Origin of the sequence: Paenibacillus aceris, from assembly GCF_017874035.1 — a bacterium.
Taxonomy (GTDB): Bacteria; Bacillota; Bacilli; order Paenibacillales; family NBRC-103111; genus Paenibacillus_E; species Paenibacillus_E aceris.
In genome coordinates this window covers 100,662-116,596 of record NZ_JAGGKV010000022.1, presented here as the reverse complement: position 1 = coordinate 116,596, position 15,935 = coordinate 100,662, and the positions used below count along the sequence as shown (strand labels likewise).

The following is a 15,935-nucleotide window of genomic DNA, read 5'->3' as shown; positions in this document are numbered from 1 at the left end:
CGACTCTGCAAGAAGCTAGGGATCCTTCATCCGCAGCGGCGAAAGAAGGTCCATTATCCGCGGAAACTTGCTCGCAACCACACCATTACGCATTCGAACCAACTCTGGCAGTTAGATATTAAATACGGCTACATTGCAGGCTACGACCAGTTCTTCTACATTGCTGACATCATCGATGTGTATGACCGCAGCATCGTCGGTTACCACATGGGTTCGAGCTGCGACGCGAAGCAAGTCTGCGAAACCGTGAAAACCGCATTACGCGAACGTTTAACGGGTGATGAGGCAAAGCCCATCATACGTACGGACAACGGGCCTCAATTCGTCAGCAAGGCTTTCGGCGAGCTTTGCGAGGCAGAGAAGATTACGCATGAGCGGATACCGCCAAAAACGCCAAATATGAATGCTTACATTGAATCCTTTCATGCTTCGCTGGAGCGAGAATTATTAACCAAAGAGGATTTTTCCACCTTCAAGGAAGCATACGAAGCCGTTGAAGCGTACATGAATTTTTACAACCATCGCCGGATGCACCACAGTCTTGGTAAACGATCCCCAGCAGCCTTTATGCAATGGGCAAGTACCAGCTCAACACAGCTAGCTAAGTACATCCGAGCTGTCTAAATGGAGGAAACGAGCGGAAACAAACGCAAATTAACGTAATTCTAAGGTTACTGTTTCTTACACTGGTAACTCTCCGGAATTAGGGGGTCAAACCGATAATTGGGCAAAGGAGCGATTTCCGAAGAAATAGCGCCCTGTAGTTCCCTCAGCACGCGCGCGAGGCTGGCGAGTTGGGTAAATCAATAATTTGAGGGTTGATCCACATTCCCCTCGCTAAAACGCAAAAAAAGACGGACAAATCGTCCGCCTTTCTTCATAATCCTTATACCTTGCGAGATGTCAGCTTGGCTTGTGTGAACAGCAGCAGGTAATCGTAGCCTCCTGCTTTGGAATCCGTCCCCGACATATTGAAACCGCCGAATGGATGTACGCCGACCAATGCTCCTGTACATTTACGGTTAATGTACAAGTTGCCGCAATGTACGGTATCAAGAGCCTCGGAAATGCGGTCTTCATTCGTGGAGAAGTACGAACCTGTCAAACCGAATTCGGTATCGTTGTACATCGCGATCGCTTCTTTCCAATCCTTCGCTTTGGCGATGGCCAGAACCGGCCCAAAAATTTCTTCCTGCATGATGCGCGCTTTGCCGCTCACGTCACCGAATACTGTAGGCTGAATATAGTAGCCGTTGCCTTCAGCTTTTCCGCCTCCTGCCAGAAGCGTTCCTTCGCTTTTTCCGACTTCGATATAATCAAGAATACGGTCATAAGAGGTTTGATCGATGACAGGACCCGCGGCATAGTTAAGCTCAGGCAAGCCGCTTTGCAACTGGTTCGTCAAGGCAACTACTTGCTCTACCACCTCGTCATACACAGACTCAACGATAATTGCACGAGAGCCCGCGGAACATTTTTGCCCTTGGAAACCGAAGGCAGAAGCCACAATTGCCGCGGCAGCTGCAGAAAGATCAGCCGTTTCGTCCACCACGATGCCGTCTTTTCCGCCCATTTCCGCAATGACGCGTTTAATCCAAATTTGCCCAGGTACGGTATCTGCCGCAAGCTTGTTAATGCGCAAACCAACCTCTTTGGACCCTGTGAAAGAGATAAATCGCGTTTTCGGATGAGTCGTTAAATAGTCCCCTACTTCCGCACCGCTGCCCGGAATAAAGTTGATGACGCCAGCAGGCAGACCCACTTCTTCCATTAATGCTACGAATTTGTGCGCGATAACCGGAGTCGTGGATGCCGGCTTAAGCAAGACAGTGTTACCGGAGACGACTGCCGCCATTGTCATTCCTACGCAGATGGCGAGTGGGAAATTCCATGGGGGAATGATCACGCCAACGCCTAATGGGATATACGTAAGTTGATTATTTTCACCAGGAATTTTTGCTAACGGCTGCGTCTCATTAATTTCGCTCAAACGAATCATCTCACGTGCATAGAACTCGATGAAATCAATGGCTTCTGCCGTATCAACATCGGCTTCGACGTAGTTTTTGCCGGATTCGAGCAGCATAAGAGCTGAAAATTCATGCTTGCGAGCGCGCATCAAGGCTGCTGCTTTAAACAAATACTCCGCACGCTCTCTTGCCGGAACCTTTTTCCAAGTCTCAAATGTTTCAAGGGCAACCCCCATCGCTTTTTCAGCTAGCGGCTGGTCGGCTTTGCTCACATAACCGATTACTTCGTCCACATTTCCAGGGTTAATTGACGTAATCTTAGCTTCTGTCGTTACTTTTTCCGCGCCGATGTAGAGCGGGTATTCGCGGCCCAGTTCATTTTTCACTTTAGAGATCGCCGCTTGCATAGCCTTTTTATTTTCCTCAAGGTTAAAATCGGTAAATGGCTCGTTCGCGTATGGGCTTACTTTTGTAAATGTTGTCATGTCATTTCTCCTCTCCGAATGGGAAGCTTATTTAAACATATTTTTAAGAACAAACCAGACATTGGCTGGACGCTCTGCTAGCCTTCTCATAAAATAACCGAACCAATCCACACCGTAAGGGACATAAATACGGACCCGGTAGCCTTCCTTCACTAGCTGCTTCTGCAATTCTTCACAAATGCCGTACAGCATCTGAAACTCAAACTGAGCGCCTGAAATATTATTTTTCTTAGCAAAATCTTTGGTGAAGTTGATAATCGCTTCATCATGACTGGCAATCGCCGTATAATGGCCGTTTAGCAGATGTTTTCGAATGATTTTTTTATAATTTTCATCGACTGCACTCTTTTCCGGAAAAGCTACCTGTGGAGATTCCTTGTAAGCTCCTTTTACAAGTCGCAAATTGGCGCCGAGTTCATGCAAGTCGTCTATATCCTGCATCGTACGGAATAAATACGCTTGAATGACGATACCAACATTGTCGTAGTCTTTACGAAGCTCGCGGTAAATGTCCAACGAAATTTGGCAATGCGCGTAGTCCTCCATATCAATCCGGACAAAATTACCATGCATACGAGCGCGGTCAAGAATGCGTCTCATATTGCTCACACATAAATCTCTGCTTATATCTAAACCAAGTGACGTCATTTTAAGAGATAGATTGGAGATGACGCCTGACTTGGCAATTGCATCAAGTGTTTGAATGCACATATCCGCGGATTCCAGTGCTTCCGCTTCACTGAAAACAAACTCGCCCAAATGATCAAGTGTCGCAACACGACCATCCTGATTTAGTCCGCGTACCGCATCGATGGATTGCTGAATCGTTTCTCCGGCAACAAAACGCGCGGCGCCAAAACGTAGACCGTACTTTTTCGCCAAGCGATTCGCCGTGCGGCTCTTCCCTAAAGATTGAAACATGTTCCTCATCATAATTTCCATTTGTGTTATTCCTCCAAAGGAATTTGTACAATAGTGTTTAATTCATGATTTCATTGTACACTATAATTTATATTTTGAACACTATTTGTTTATGTGTATATTTTTCATGTATTTGAACATAGAATACTGTCTATACTACTATCATACTCGCCGTCCTCTCCGAACGTGTTGAATCACTTTTAGGTTCATGGTAAATTTATAGCAAATGAATGCTACACAAATGAGGTCGACTATGTTCAAAAATGAACACTTTCCGTTAAACACCGCGATAGTAACCGTTTCTATCAAAACAACACTTGAAGAAGTATCTTCACATTTAAATAAAAATACGGCCGTTATCGCCCATTGGACAGGTCAGACCTGTTTGTTTACACCAGAGGACGCCAGTCTGCTACCAGCTCTCCCCCACTTGCATATTCAAGCCTTGCTGGAGAAAAGCACATTCTTCTTAGCAGCTTCGGTTCAACTCGACGATCCCCATTCCTTCGCTCAATTGCTGCCCGTGACGACGAACCGGCCTCTTTTGATCAAGGATAAAGAAGGGAACATTCGGGGATACTCCACCTTATCGGCCCTGCTCCATGCCACCGAAGCCGAACAGCAAAAGTGGTCATCCTATTTCACTTCTCTTGCAGATACCGTCACGGATGCTGTCACCGTCGTTGATCGCGGCGGCGCTGTGATCTGCTGGAATTCGGTTGCGGAAGAACTTTATCAGCTTCCAAGCGAAGACATCTTAGGAAAGCGCATTGGGGAGCACTTTGATGTAGAAACACTGATGGTGCTTAAAATTTTGGACGAAGGCCGTCTGATTCGAAATACATATCACCGTCCGCGGCCGGATACGCATGTCCTCATTAACGCTTCGCCGATCCGTGACACAGAGGGATACATCATTGGTGGCATTGCGACTGAGCAGGATATAACGCAGCTGGTACGATTAAATGAGCAATTAACGGCTACGGACTCGTTCGGGCTTCCTTATAAAGAGCAAACTGACGATTTATTTACTTTGATCAAAGGCAAAGGTCCTGCAATCGGCAAAGTGATCCAATGGGCCAAAAAAGTTGCCGCAACAGAAACACCCGTCCTCCTAATCGGAGAATCGGGTGTCGGAAAAGAGCAGTTGGCTCATATTATTCATCAATCAAGCTCGCGATCCGAGCATCCATTTTTGACAGTCAATTGCGGCATTGTCCCTACTGGGTTGCTTGAAGCTGAATTATTCGGCTATCAAGGCGGCGCCTTTACAGGAAGTGAAACAGGGCAAGCCGGCAAGCTGGAGCAAGCCAAAGACGGCACTTTATTTATTAATGAAGTGGAAAAACTTCCTCTGGAGCTGCAAGCCAAGCTCTACCACTATATTACGCAGCAAACAATTACCCGCTCGGGCGGAAGCCAACCTATCCGTGTGCGCACACGAATTATTATTGCTACTAAGCAGGATTTGGCCGCTAAGCTGGCTGCATCTGAGTTCCGCTCTGATCTGTACTATGCACTCAATGTTATTTCCATCCGAATTCCGCCTTTACGCGATCGAACGGAAGACATTCCTGCCATGGTCCATATGTATCTCAAACAATTTTCCTTGCAGTATCAAAAGCCGGTCCCTGCGCTCTCGCCGGAGGTCATTTTGGCACTTACGAATTATGCATGGCCCGGAAATATCCAAGAATTAAAAAATGTCATCGAGCGCTGCGTCATCCTCAGTGATGATGACATGATCCTGCTTGAACACCTGCCGTCCGTTTTACAGGAAGGACTGCCTAGTCTATCTGTTCAGGAGGGTGATTCCACCGCGATTTTGCTGAAAGCTAAAGTAACGGACGAAGAAGAAATCACGCTGATCGAAGAAGCGCTGGCCAAAACAGCAGGGAACAAAAGCGCTGCCGCAAAGCTTCTCGGTATCTCCCGCGGCACACTGTATAACAAAATGAAAGAATATCAAATGGAATAAAGCAACAAGTAAAAGTCCCCCTTCCAATTTCAGATGGAAAAGGGACTTTTCACTATTTACCCGCTTGCTCAAGCGTGTATCGGACAAAAGCCAGCGTTTCATCGATTGTGTTCAACTTATCTCCCATCCGCCATGCCATGGCTTGCCGGATCAGTGCTTCCCACTCGTTCCCGCGGGTGTTTAACATCCACTTAGCAGCAGCAGGCTTCGAGACGACAAGACCCTTCTCAATCGTGTACAAGCACCTGCACATCGTAAGAACGGCATAGACTTGATATTCACTCGTTGCGAGCCGTGATGCATCTTGCAACAAAGGGCTCCACCATTCCTTTAATATCCCTTGCGCAGCTTTAATGAGCTCAGCAGGTGCAACAGGATCAATCAACGCAGCCGGGGAAGGACCGCTCAGTACAATGCCGTGCTCACGAATGATAGCGCGCTGAATGATCCAATCGCTCGCATGTCCGTCGACACCGAAGCTTCCGTCGCATCGCAATGCAGGATGCCAGCACTGATCAGAATCGTAGCGTCTCAGCAAAGCCTGCGAAATATAAGAGCCTTCCATTTTAACGGCCCATTTGAAGCCCCGGTCTCGTAATTCAGCATGCATCTGATCCAAGGCCGGAAGCCGCTCTATGGGGAGTTCATGCCGGGTAACAACGAGAAAATCGATATCGCTCGATTCGGGATTGAAATCTCCCAGTGCTAGAGAACCGTGAACGTATACGCCAACAACGTCCTGATTGAGTACACGATGGATACCACGCAGCAGCTGCGCCAGCATTTCGTTTATATCGGGATAAGGCGTAGGATTCGGATTGTGAATGGATCTATCCCCTTTCGAAACGAAGGGCTATTTCTGATAGACAGCCGGGAAACTCTCTCCGGACATAATTTCCCCCGGTGCCACATGAATATGGGGCTCCATCGGGTGACCGCCTGTCGGTGCATAGTACGTATGTCCAGGCATATAGTGAACTGCTATCGCCCTGCGTTTTAATTCTGAGCGGTTGTTCGGACTGCCATGCCATGTCAAACTATGGTGGTAGCCGACCTGGCCTTTTTTAATTTCAAAAGGAACCGCTTCCACTTTCGCCCCTTCAGGCAGCAAATCCGGCTGTTTGTGGACCGGCATGAATTCGTCGTTCGAGCTTAAATATTTCTGATGATTGCCCCATTTATGGCTGCCGGGCACCATCCACATGCAGCCATTTTCAATCACGGCATCATCCAAAGCTACCCATGCGCTGATAAGATCTGCCGGCTGAATGACAGGCCATAGCGGATGGTCCTGATGCCAGTGTGTCGGTCCTCCCAAGACAGGCGGTTTGTATTGAATCTGATCGTGCCAAATCCGAAGCGTATCTGTCCGGCACAGCTGCGCAACTTCTTCGCATATTCTTCGATTGGCTGCATGCTGTAAATACACGTCGCTTGCCATCCAAATATTCACGATCTGAACGACGGTTTCCTTCTTCGTTATCGTCATCCCATAATGGGAGTTATCAAGCATATTTCGGTTAAGAATTGGCTTTTTGACAGATTTCCCCTCCATCACATTTTCCAGTTCTTCACGGAGTGTTTCCACTTCATCATCGGATAAAACGACATCGCCTTTAAGAAATCCCAATTCATCGAATTGTTTGATGAGCTCTTGTGATAGCATGATTGATTCCCCCTCGCTTGGTATATCTTTATTGTACGGTCATCAAGCTTTCCCGTCGTTAGATATTTCCAACCTGAAATTGCACTTTTCACAGAAAAATACAACTTTAAAAATTATCACACCTATTTTGTGAACGCATGGTGTATGATGATAAAGTAGCTTGTCAACCACTAAGGAGGTTTCATATGTCTGAGCAGCTTATCATTGGAAACGCTTCACATCTTTATGCCGTGGAAGAAGGTTGGGGCCAACTACCGGCAGGGATCCAATATGGTTATACACATGGGATTTGTGTAGACGATGAGGATCGTGTTTATGTCCATCACACTGGCAAAGATTCCGTCATTGTATTTGACAAGGACGGCACATTCCTGACATCGTGGGGCAGCGAGTTTGAAGGCGGTGCGCATGGTTTCTATTTACATCGCGATCCGGATGGCCAGCAGTATCTTTATTTTGCAGATACCAAGCGCGCGATGATCGTCAAAACAACTTTATCAGGGGAAGTGCTGCTGCGGATCACACCGCCAGATCGTCCTGATTTGTACAATGCTGAGCGCAAATATGTGCCAACAGACGTTTGTGTCGCTCCTAACGGGGACATTTATGTTTCCGATGGCTATGGGCAATCTTACGTCCATCACTACAACGCTGAGGGTACATACATCCGCTCGTGGGGTGGACCGGGCTCCGAGCCGGGTAAGCTTTCCCAGCCTCATGGCATATCCGTCAATCTTCGCGGAGAAGTACCCGAATTGTACATAGCTGACCGCAATAATAACCGTATTCAAGTCTTTACTTTAGAAGGCGAGCACCTACGTTTCGTTGAGCATAATCTGGATCTTCCTTGTTCTTTTTACTTCTTCGGCGATGAAGTCTATCTCCCAGATCTCCATAGCCGGGTGACCATTTTGGACAAAAATGACCGTTTGATCACACACTTAGGCGAAGATCAACAAGCCTACAAACAGCAGGGCTGGCCTAATCTTCCCAAAAGCTATTACCGTCCGGACCGCTTCAGCTCTCCGCACGGGGTATGTGTAGATTCCCAAGGCAACGTCTATTTGGCAGAATGGATTTCCGACGGCCGGGTGACGAAGTTAGTAAGGCAGCGATAAAAAACAGGAGCCGGTTGGCTCCTGTTTTTTTATGCTGGGACTGGCGTGCTGCGCGGGGCTTCCAACGATGTTTTATATCGTTGGAGATGACGCTACTGCAGCAAGCGCGAGCACTTATGTCATGCGAGCCCGCGGCGCACTTACCCCTTCCGCCCCTCCAGCAGCTGGTCGCGCATCCACGCATTTTGCACGATGCCATCACCATCCTTATGCAAAATATCATACAGACGCTTGCGCAGTTCTGCGACAATACGCTTATTTGCCGGATGATGAATCGCGTTATGAAGCTCATGAGGATCATGCGTCATATCGTAGAGCTCGTCGACATCCGTACAATTCCAGACATATTTCCACTCTCTAGTGCGAATCATTCGCTGCGTGTAGAGGCCGAATTGCCCGCCATTGTAGGAGGCGACAACTTCATCGCGCCATTCGGAAGGCTCGGCGCCGAGCAGCAGCGGCAGCAAGGATTCCCCGTGAAGCCGATGGTCAACCGGCGGGTCTGACCCGGTGATTGCCAACAGGGTCGGAGGAAGATCCAATAAGGTTTGCACAAATTGCTCACAGCGGCTGCCAGCTGCAATCACACCAGGCCACCGAATGATGAGAGGAACCTTCACGACGTCCTCGTACAGGACATAGTGTTTATCCAGCATCCTGTGCCCGCCGCACATGTCGCCATGATCCGTTGTAAATATAACAACCGTGTCATGGCTCCTCTCCAAAGCATCCAACTCCGCCAGCAGCTTTCCAATCGCATCATCTAATTGTGAAATGATTGCATAATAACGAGCGACAACAGGCGCCCAATCCGCCCAGTCGTACTTCTCGATCTGCCAATTCCTGAGCTGCTGCTCTTGAATATAAGGCTTATTCGCGAACGTTTCGCGAAAGCTCCCCCATTCGGGGATGTTCTCAGGTGTATACATCGCAGCAAACTCCGCAGCCGGTCGGCAAGGCAGATGCGGCTCTTGGAAATTAACCCGAAGCTGCCAAGGTGATTCACCGCACGACTCGGACAATTGCTTCATCAGTGCTCTCACCATTTCGGCTGTCTGATGGGTGCGGGTATCCTGGAGCGGCAATGGGTCTGTTTCGCCAAAGTAGCCGCTCGTATAAGTAAGTTCCGGATGATTCTCCTTCAGCCACTCCCGGTATTTCCCATCGCTTGAGACAAATACGTCATACCCATAGTGAGTCGGGTCGTACGTCGGATGCACATCCCATTTTCCGATGTAACCATTCACGTATCCCGCCTCTTGCAAAGTACGAGCCCACGAATAGCTCGTGGGCTCTAGCGCACCGACCTGCATGCCCAAGGAGAAGTTCCACAATCCGCCGAAGGATTCAGGGCGTCTGCCGCAAACGAAGGATTGCCTCGCCGGACCGCACACGGGGATATGATTATAGGCATGCTCGAACCACATGCCTTCGGAAGCAAGCTTATCGAGATGAGGCGTCAATACAGGGGCAAGCCCGCTATAGCCGAGACAGTCATACCGCAGCTGATCCACCATAATGATGAGTATATTAGGCTTCTGGGCCCTCTTCGCCACGATGATTACCTCCCCGCATGCCTGGCTGCTGAAGCTTCATCGAATCGGTCCCGCCTAGGATCTTGTATCCATTCATCCCATGTTAGGCCATATTGCAGCAATATCTCGTGGATACGATTGCGAAAAGGAAGCCCCGCTTCAATCTGTGTCAGCATCGGATCTCCCCGCCCATTCAGCATCTTCTCCGTCCACTCATCCAACTGATAAGCGAGCTCATCCGCTACAGCCGTAGAGCTTTCCGCGATATTCACGGTTTCATCCGGGTCCACGCGCAAATCGTATAATTCCCTCGGCGGACGGACAAACGGCCCCGCATCAAGCGTACGAATAAATTTATAATCCTTCGTCACGACCCCTCTGCTCGCCTGCCAAGCGCACTCGCTTAAATAAATTGCGTCATGCGTCCCCTCCGATTCTCCCCGAATACTCGGCCACAAGCTTCGTCCGTCGATGTTTGCCGGCGTCAATATGCCGGCTGCTTCCAAAATCGTCGGCATCATGTCAACTTGCTGGACTAGGCCCTTGACTCTGCGTCCCTCAGGTATTCGCCCAGGCCATCTCATGATCATTGGGACTTGAACCGAGGCTTCATATAGACCGCAATGATCCCAATAAATGTCATGCTCCGTCAAGCTCTCTCCATGATCGCCGAATAAAATCAGCAAGGTGTCCTCGTAAAGCCCTTCTGCCTTGAGAAGCTCATCGAGGTCGCGCAGGCGATCATCGAGATAACGAACCTCCGCATCATATAGAGCATTGACATAGGCAGCATCCGTAACCGGGCCCAGCAAGTCATAATGATGATGCTTAAAAAACGGATAAGCCGCATGATTATATGCGGCGTGCATACTGCGATTCGCCGGATCGTAAGGATCGCGGCTCTTATCATAGAAAGCGGGTACATAGCTTGCCGGCGGCTGATAAGGCGTATGTGGATCCCAGTAGTGCAGGAACAAAAAGAAATCATCCTCTTTGTGCTCGCGAATCCACTTGAAAGCAAGCTCATTGACGGATTTGCCGTCGATGCTGCGCGTCTTTTGAACCGAATTGATGTAGTAGCGGTAGCCTCTGGCGAACCATTCCTTTAATTGATACAAATTATCGACGGCAGCTGTCGTGAAGCCGTGGTTTTGTAGAAGTGACGGAAGCCATGACTCTTTCTTCGGCAGCTGCGTGAGAGGTGAACCATGGGAAACAACCCCCGTTCGAAGGCCTACCTTGCCAGTAAAAATCCCCGTATGCGCCACTTCCGTTGGAATGTCAGCCGCATAAGCACGTTCGAATAAAACGCCTTGCTCCGCTATTTGATCCATATAGGGCGATGTCGGCTTCTCATAGCCATAACAGCCGAGACGTGAGGCGCGCATCGTGTCCATTGAGATAAAAACGATGTTCATACGGCCTCACTCCGTCCCGTTTTCGTCGTCATGTAATCCATGATTAGAGCAACATTACTCTCCACCTCATCCATTTGCGTACGAATGACGATGTCAGGCTGCTCTGGCATTTCGTAAGGATCTCCAATGCCTGTAAATTGCTTAATTTCGGCGTTTCTGGCCTTGGCGTAAAGTCCTTTCACATCGCGGCGTTCGCACACTTCAAGCGGGCAATCCACGAAAATTTCTACATATCCGGGCAGCTCGGCACGAGCGTGCTCTCTCATTTCTTCATATGGCGTGATCGCAGATACGATGACGGTAACGCCGTTGCGCGACAGCAGCTTGCAAAGAAACACGATCCGCTTAATATTCGTGATCCGATCCTCCCGGGTAAAGCCCAGCCCCTGGGAAATCGTCTGCCTTAGCTCGTCTCCATCGAGCAGTTCTACTTTCCTGCCGCTTTCGCGAAGTGGCTCAACCAAGGCACGAGCCGTCGTTGATTTGCCTGATCCTGAGAGACCGGTGAACCACAGTACCTCTCCATGTATACTCATAACCTTCCTCCTTCGGATCGGTCTTTAGGAAATAGGAATAACAGCACCATTCGCTAGATGAGAGCGGATAGCAGCTTCAATAATTTCTTGGACAGCTAGGGCATCCTCGCCTGAGGCTGCGATTTGATCAGGAGGGACTCCCTCCTTCACTTCCTGGAGAAAGGCATCGAGTCGCAGACGAAACGTATCATCGAACCCTCGCATGCCGCCCATGATTGAATTTCGGTATACCCGCAAATCCTCCTGACGGTGCGGATAATACGTGAGGGATTCGTACACATTATCCAGAACAAATCTGCCTTGGTCGCCTGCCACCTCACAAGCCTCAATCGGGTGAATGCCGAACATATCGTAACTTCCCAACAAATGTCCTACAGCGCCGGAGGCAAACTCTAAGTTAATGGAAGCCGTTGACCAGACCGTACGGCCCGGAGCCTTCGTCAGAAAAGCTTGAACACGGCGAACTTCTCCTGCAAAATAGCGCATCACATCGAATGAATGCGGGTGCAGCGCGCGCAAATGGATCCAAGGACTGGATTCATTCGGATTGCCGATCGTCAGCTTCATGTTCACAAAAAGCGGGTTGCCGATATCTCCATTCGCCATCCACTGCTTCGCCTTCTTCGCAGCAGGCGTGAAACGGTGATTGAGATTGCAGGCCAAGCGAACGCCCTTTTCCTTGGCAAACTGAACCATTTGTCTGGCTTCTTCCAATGAGTTCGAAATCGGCTTCTCGACGAGAACGTCTTTCCCAGCCGCAATGGCTTTCATAACAGGCTCTCGATGATGAGAGCCATTTTCGATTCCACCGGTAGCCACGCTTATGATATCGAGCTTTTCGGCTTCGAGCATTGTATCCAGGTCATAGTAGGCTTTCACGCCAAACTGCGCAGCAACCGAATCCGCGAGCGTTTGGTTCAAATCGCAGATCGCGACAAGTTCGCTTTCCGGATGCTCCTTGTAGCAGCGGCAGTGTATGCGTCCGATGTGATTGACTCCGACAACCGCTACCCTCAGCATGTCGAGTCAGCTTCCACTTCTTCAGCTTCACTCTCACTAGCTGCCACTGCCTCAACTTCTTTCTCTTTCGTTTGCAGCGATCGTGCCGTTCTCGGCGAACCGATATGCATGGAATCAAAAGCCTGCTGCGAGGTCTTGAACGGACCGCAGCCCATCCCATGCCAATTCAAATTCGTATAGATCGGATTCTCGCGCCCTGTTTCTTGCTCCCGCTTCGCGATATGCGCATTTAACCGATTCATGAGATGAGCCGCTACTTCCGGCTCTTCATCGATAAGGTTATGCAGTTCCTCAGGATCACGCACCAAATTATACAGCTCCACCGGAGGCTTGAAATGCAGATCCGGCTCTAGCGCCACGATCAGTTTCCACTCCGGGGTCCGCCAGCCGTGTTTACGCATCCATGTGCACTCTGTAATATACATTTCACTTTCCGGCACCCGCTCCTCGCCTTTGACCAGCGGAATCAAGCTGCGTCCGTCGAAAGCGATGTCACAAGGAATGCCAAGAAGCTCAACAATAGTCGGCATCACGTCTTTAATTTGAGAGGAACTGGCTACGCGCTTTCCTGCCGGCAGCTTGCCCGGATACCGAAGAATCAAAGGAATTCTCAAATTTGTTTCATAAAGACCATGATGGTCATAGTAGCAGTCATGTTCATTTAAAGTCTCGCCATGATCGGACGTAATGACCACAAGTGTTTCATCTTCGATACCCAGTGTTTCCAGCGCCGTGAAAATCGATTGAATGCCGGCATCCATATAGGCAATCGCGCCATCATACTGCGCATCGATATACTTGCTGTCCGTACATCCTTCTGGGAACCAGGAACTGAAATAATCGGCAAACGGTTTAAAAGCATAAAGTTCATCCAAAGAGTGATTGTCGGGATCACACTCATCGCCGTCATAAAACATCCGTTCAAACGGCTTGGGCGGCAAATAAGGCGAATGAGGATCCATGTGGCGCAAAAAGAGGAAAAATGGCTTGCCCTCCTCCGTAAGGCGCTTCATCTCCGGGATCGCGACACGGTTCAGGTTATCCGCCTTCGGGCTTCGGCCGGTCTCGTCAGGTCCCCAGCCTTCGAAGTCAATGTACTTCTGAAAGCCGCGTGCAGATGGGTTGCCTGTGAACCCGATGCATGTCGTATTGTAGCCATTCTCCTCCAGCAGCTCGGAAAGCATTTTTACGTGCTCGCCAACGGGTCCGCCATGACGCAGCGCAACAACGTCCGTCCCGAAGCAGTCCATCCCCGTAAGCATGGAAGCATAGCCCGGAGTCGTCGGAATGCTGGGTGAAAAATGCTGCTCAAACAGCACGCCCCCCTGACTATACTGATCAATATGCGGCGTCGTCAGGCGGTGGTAACCGTAACCGCTCATATGATCACGGCGCAAACTATCTATACCTAGCAGAAGTAAATTCGGCAATTTAGATGTCATGGGAACAGCTCCTTCTCCGATTGAAATGGGTTTACCTCGCTCCAAAAGACTTCAGGACTGCATTCAAATAGCCATAGCTTTCAGCCGCTACAATGGATACCTGCGCAAGTGAGTGATCTTTCGCGCCGATGACCTCGAGGCACACAGGACCCTCATAGCCGTTATCCACTAGCACTTTGCAGTAGCTGATCAAATCAATGTCGCCACGCCCGCAAGCCTGCTTGTCAATCGTGCCCGGACCTGCTTGCCTGCCGCTGCAGTCCCGGATATGTATATGCTTCACGCGGGAGATGACAGCCGGCAGTGCAGCCTCCGGGTTCTCACCGGCCCGATAAATATGGCTGGGGTCCATATCGATGCCAAAAGATGGATTTGCGATAGATTCCATCGCTCTTAATGAGGTAGGCGTGTTATAGATCGAGCCGCCGACATGCGCTTTCACGCAAAGCGTCACCCCATACTCTTTGGCTAGCTCCGACATCCGGGTCAGCTTTTCAATTGTGAATTGCAAATCTTCTTCCACGTCCGACTTTCCGCCTGGGCCCACATTGACAACCGGTATACCGAGTTCAGCCGCAGCTTCAAAAGCCAGCGGAAGCCGGGTCTCGTTCAGCTCCGCCACCTCCATCGACAAAAGCTTTAATCCAAGCTCCTTCGCGATGCTCCTAATGCCCGGAGCCTGCTCCCGCCACCGGTCAAGCTCAATGTGCTCGCACATCCCTTTGATTGCCGACAGCTCTACACCGTCATACCCACAAAGCTTAATATGCTGCGCTGCCGTCGCGAAATCGAATTCTTTAAACAAAACGGAATTAATCCCTAATTGAATCATCCCTATCAACTCCCCCGTTTATAGTTCAACAATGCTTGACGTTTCAAATGAGCGAATCGCCGCTTCAATAATCGTCTGCGCCTTCAACGCTTCTTCCCCTGAGCCATTGATTTGATCGTAAGGCACCTTGGCATCCAGCTGTTCAATCCAGTCACTGATGCGGCTTTTGAACGTTTCGTTGAAATGGCGCATACCGCCCAGATAGCTGTAGCTCTCCGTCGCAATGCTGTAGCGCGGATAGAAGGTTAAGTGCTCACAAGCATCGTCCAGCACGAAGCGTCCTTTGGAGCCAACTACTTCGCAGCGCTCCAAGCCGTAGCTGGCTCCTGCGTCGTAGCTGCCAACCAGATTGCCGATTGCCCCATTTTCAAACTCAAGCATAACTTGCGTATTGGACCAAATTTTCCGGTTTTCGCCTTTCATCATGAAGGCGGCTACCCGCTTCACATCCCCGCAGAAATAGCGAATAACATCGAAGGAGTGCGGATGAAGCGCACGCAGATGGAACCATGGCGATGTTTCGACCGGGTTATTGATCCACATTTTCATATTAATCATGTGCAACTGACCGAGACGGCCTTCCTCTACCCATTCTTTCGCGCGAAGCGCCGCGGGTGTAAACCGATGATTCAGGTTGACGGCAAATGGCAGCCGCTTCTCTTTGGCGAGCGCCACCATCCGTTCCCCTTCGTCAATCCGATTGGAAATCGGTTTTTCTCCCAGAACGGGAATCCCTGCTGCCAGGAGCTCCATTGTTGGCTGATAATGCTCGCCGCCATTCTCCTCCCCTTTGGTTGCCATTGAACAAGCATCCAAATGAATGCCGCTAGCCAGCATATCCTGCACACTATAAAAAGCTCTGCAGCCGAATTTGGCCGCAGCCGCATCTGCTTTCTCTTTGATAATGTCGCATACAGCAACAAGCTCTGTTTTCGCATGTTCATGGTACACATTTGCATGGATCGAACCGATATTGCCTATCCCAACTACCCCAACCTTTAACGTCATTGCCCA

Annotated in this window: 14 protein-coding genes; 3 read left to right on the top strand and 11 right to left on the bottom strand. The window is 49.6% G+C overall.

What is annotated here, in order from left to right; genetic code table 11:
- Positions 1 to 624: IS3 family transposase (locus J2Z65_RS28335; RefSeq protein WP_209856188.1), on the top strand; the 624-nt coding region annotated here is incomplete at its 5' end.
- A 262-nt stretch (positions 625 to 886) separates the two neighbouring features.
- Here the strand turns inward: J2Z65_RS28335 and pruA are convergent.
- Both pruA and J2Z65_RS28325 read right to left on the bottom strand, forming a co-directional pair.
- Positions 887 to 2,455, bottom strand: a complete 1,569-nt coding sequence (gene pruA, locus J2Z65_RS28330; protein ID WP_167068413.1) for an L-glutamate gamma-semialdehyde dehydrogenase — start codon at positions 2,453 to 2,455, stop codon at positions 887 to 889.
- Between the two features lie 27 nt (positions 2,456 to 2,482).
- A complete protein-coding gene (locus tag J2Z65_RS28325; protein WP_167068416.1) occupies positions 2,483 to 3,397 on the bottom strand; it encodes a proline dehydrogenase family protein in 915 nt (304 codons plus the stop codon).
- 232 nt (positions 3,398 to 3,629) lie between these two features.
- On the opposite strand from J2Z65_RS28325, the gene J2Z65_RS28320 reads away from it, so the two are divergent.
- A complete protein-coding gene (locus tag J2Z65_RS28320; RefSeq protein WP_167068418.1) occupies positions 3,630 to 5,354 on the top strand; it encodes a sigma-54 interaction domain-containing protein in 1,725 nt (574 codons plus the stop codon).
- A 52-nt stretch (positions 5,355 to 5,406) separates the two neighbouring features.
- On the opposite strand, the gene J2Z65_RS28315 is transcribed toward J2Z65_RS28320, so the two are convergent.
- Together J2Z65_RS28315 and J2Z65_RS28310 are read right to left on the bottom strand one after the other, a co-directional pair.
- Positions 5,407 to 6,138 (bottom strand): aminoglycoside adenylyltransferase domain-containing protein, encoded by a 732-nt coding sequence (locus J2Z65_RS28315; protein ID WP_167068421.1) that lies wholly within the window; start codon positions 6,136 to 6,138, stop codon positions 5,407 to 5,409.
- 69 nt (positions 6,139 to 6,207) lie between these two features.
- The gene (locus J2Z65_RS28310) at positions 6,208 to 7,020 is read right to left on the bottom strand and encodes a phytanoyl-CoA dioxygenase family protein (protein WP_167068424.1); all 813 of its coding nucleotides are present in this window, start codon (positions 7,018 to 7,020) and stop codon (positions 6,208 to 6,210) included.
- A gap of 185 nt (positions 7,021 to 7,205) precedes the next feature.
- On the opposite strand from J2Z65_RS28310, the gene J2Z65_RS28305 reads away from it, so the two are divergent.
- Positions 7,206 to 8,138, top strand: coding sequence for an NHL repeat-containing protein (locus tag J2Z65_RS28305; RefSeq protein ID WP_167068427.1), 933 nt, complete (start codon positions 7,206 to 7,208; stop codon positions 8,136 to 8,138).
- A 140-nt stretch (positions 8,139 to 8,278) separates the two neighbouring features.
- Here the strand turns inward: J2Z65_RS28305 and J2Z65_RS28300 are convergent, their stop codons facing one another.
- Genes J2Z65_RS28300 through J2Z65_RS28270 form a run of 7 tightly spaced genes read right to left on the bottom strand, consistent with a single transcriptional unit; the run spans position 8,279 to position 15,929 of the window.
- Entirely contained in the window at positions 8,279 to 9,694 is a 1,416-nt protein-coding gene (locus J2Z65_RS28300; protein WP_167068430.1) for a sulfatase-like hydrolase/transferase, read from the bottom strand.
- A 5-nt stretch (positions 9,695 to 9,699) separates the two neighbouring features.
- Positions 9,700 to 11,091: a sulfatase family protein gene (locus tag J2Z65_RS28295; RefSeq protein WP_167068433.1), complete on the bottom strand. Its 1,392-nt coding sequence runs from the start codon at positions 11,089 to 11,091 to the stop codon at positions 9,700 to 9,702.
- A complete protein-coding gene (cysC, locus tag J2Z65_RS28290) occupies positions 11,088 to 11,627 on the bottom strand; it encodes an adenylyl-sulfate kinase (protein WP_167068436.1) in 540 nt (179 codons plus the stop codon). Before cysC ends, J2Z65_RS28295 begins: the two co-directional genes overlap by 4 nt.
- Positions 11,628 to 11,651: 24 nt before the next feature.
- On the bottom strand, positions 11,652 to 12,647 hold the full coding sequence (locus J2Z65_RS28285) for a Gfo/Idh/MocA family protein (RefSeq protein ID WP_167068439.1): 996 nt from the start codon (positions 12,645 to 12,647) through the stop codon (positions 11,652 to 11,654).
- Positions 12,641 to 14,089, bottom strand: coding sequence for a sulfatase family protein (locus J2Z65_RS28280; RefSeq protein ID WP_167068442.1), 1,449 nt, complete (start codon positions 14,087 to 14,089; stop codon positions 12,641 to 12,643). Before J2Z65_RS28280 ends, J2Z65_RS28285 begins: the two co-directional genes overlap by 7 nt.
- A gap of 31 nt (positions 14,090 to 14,120) precedes the next feature.
- Positions 14,121 to 14,921, bottom strand: coding sequence for a sugar phosphate isomerase/epimerase family protein (locus J2Z65_RS28275; protein ID WP_167068445.1), 801 nt, complete (start codon positions 14,919 to 14,921; stop codon positions 14,121 to 14,123).
- 18 nt (positions 14,922 to 14,939) lie between these two features.
- Positions 14,940 to 15,929 (bottom strand): Gfo/Idh/MocA family protein, encoded by a 990-nt coding sequence (locus J2Z65_RS28270; RefSeq protein WP_167068448.1) that lies wholly within the window; start codon positions 15,927 to 15,929, stop codon positions 14,940 to 14,942.
- Positions 15,930 to 15,935 lie beyond the last annotated feature (6 nt).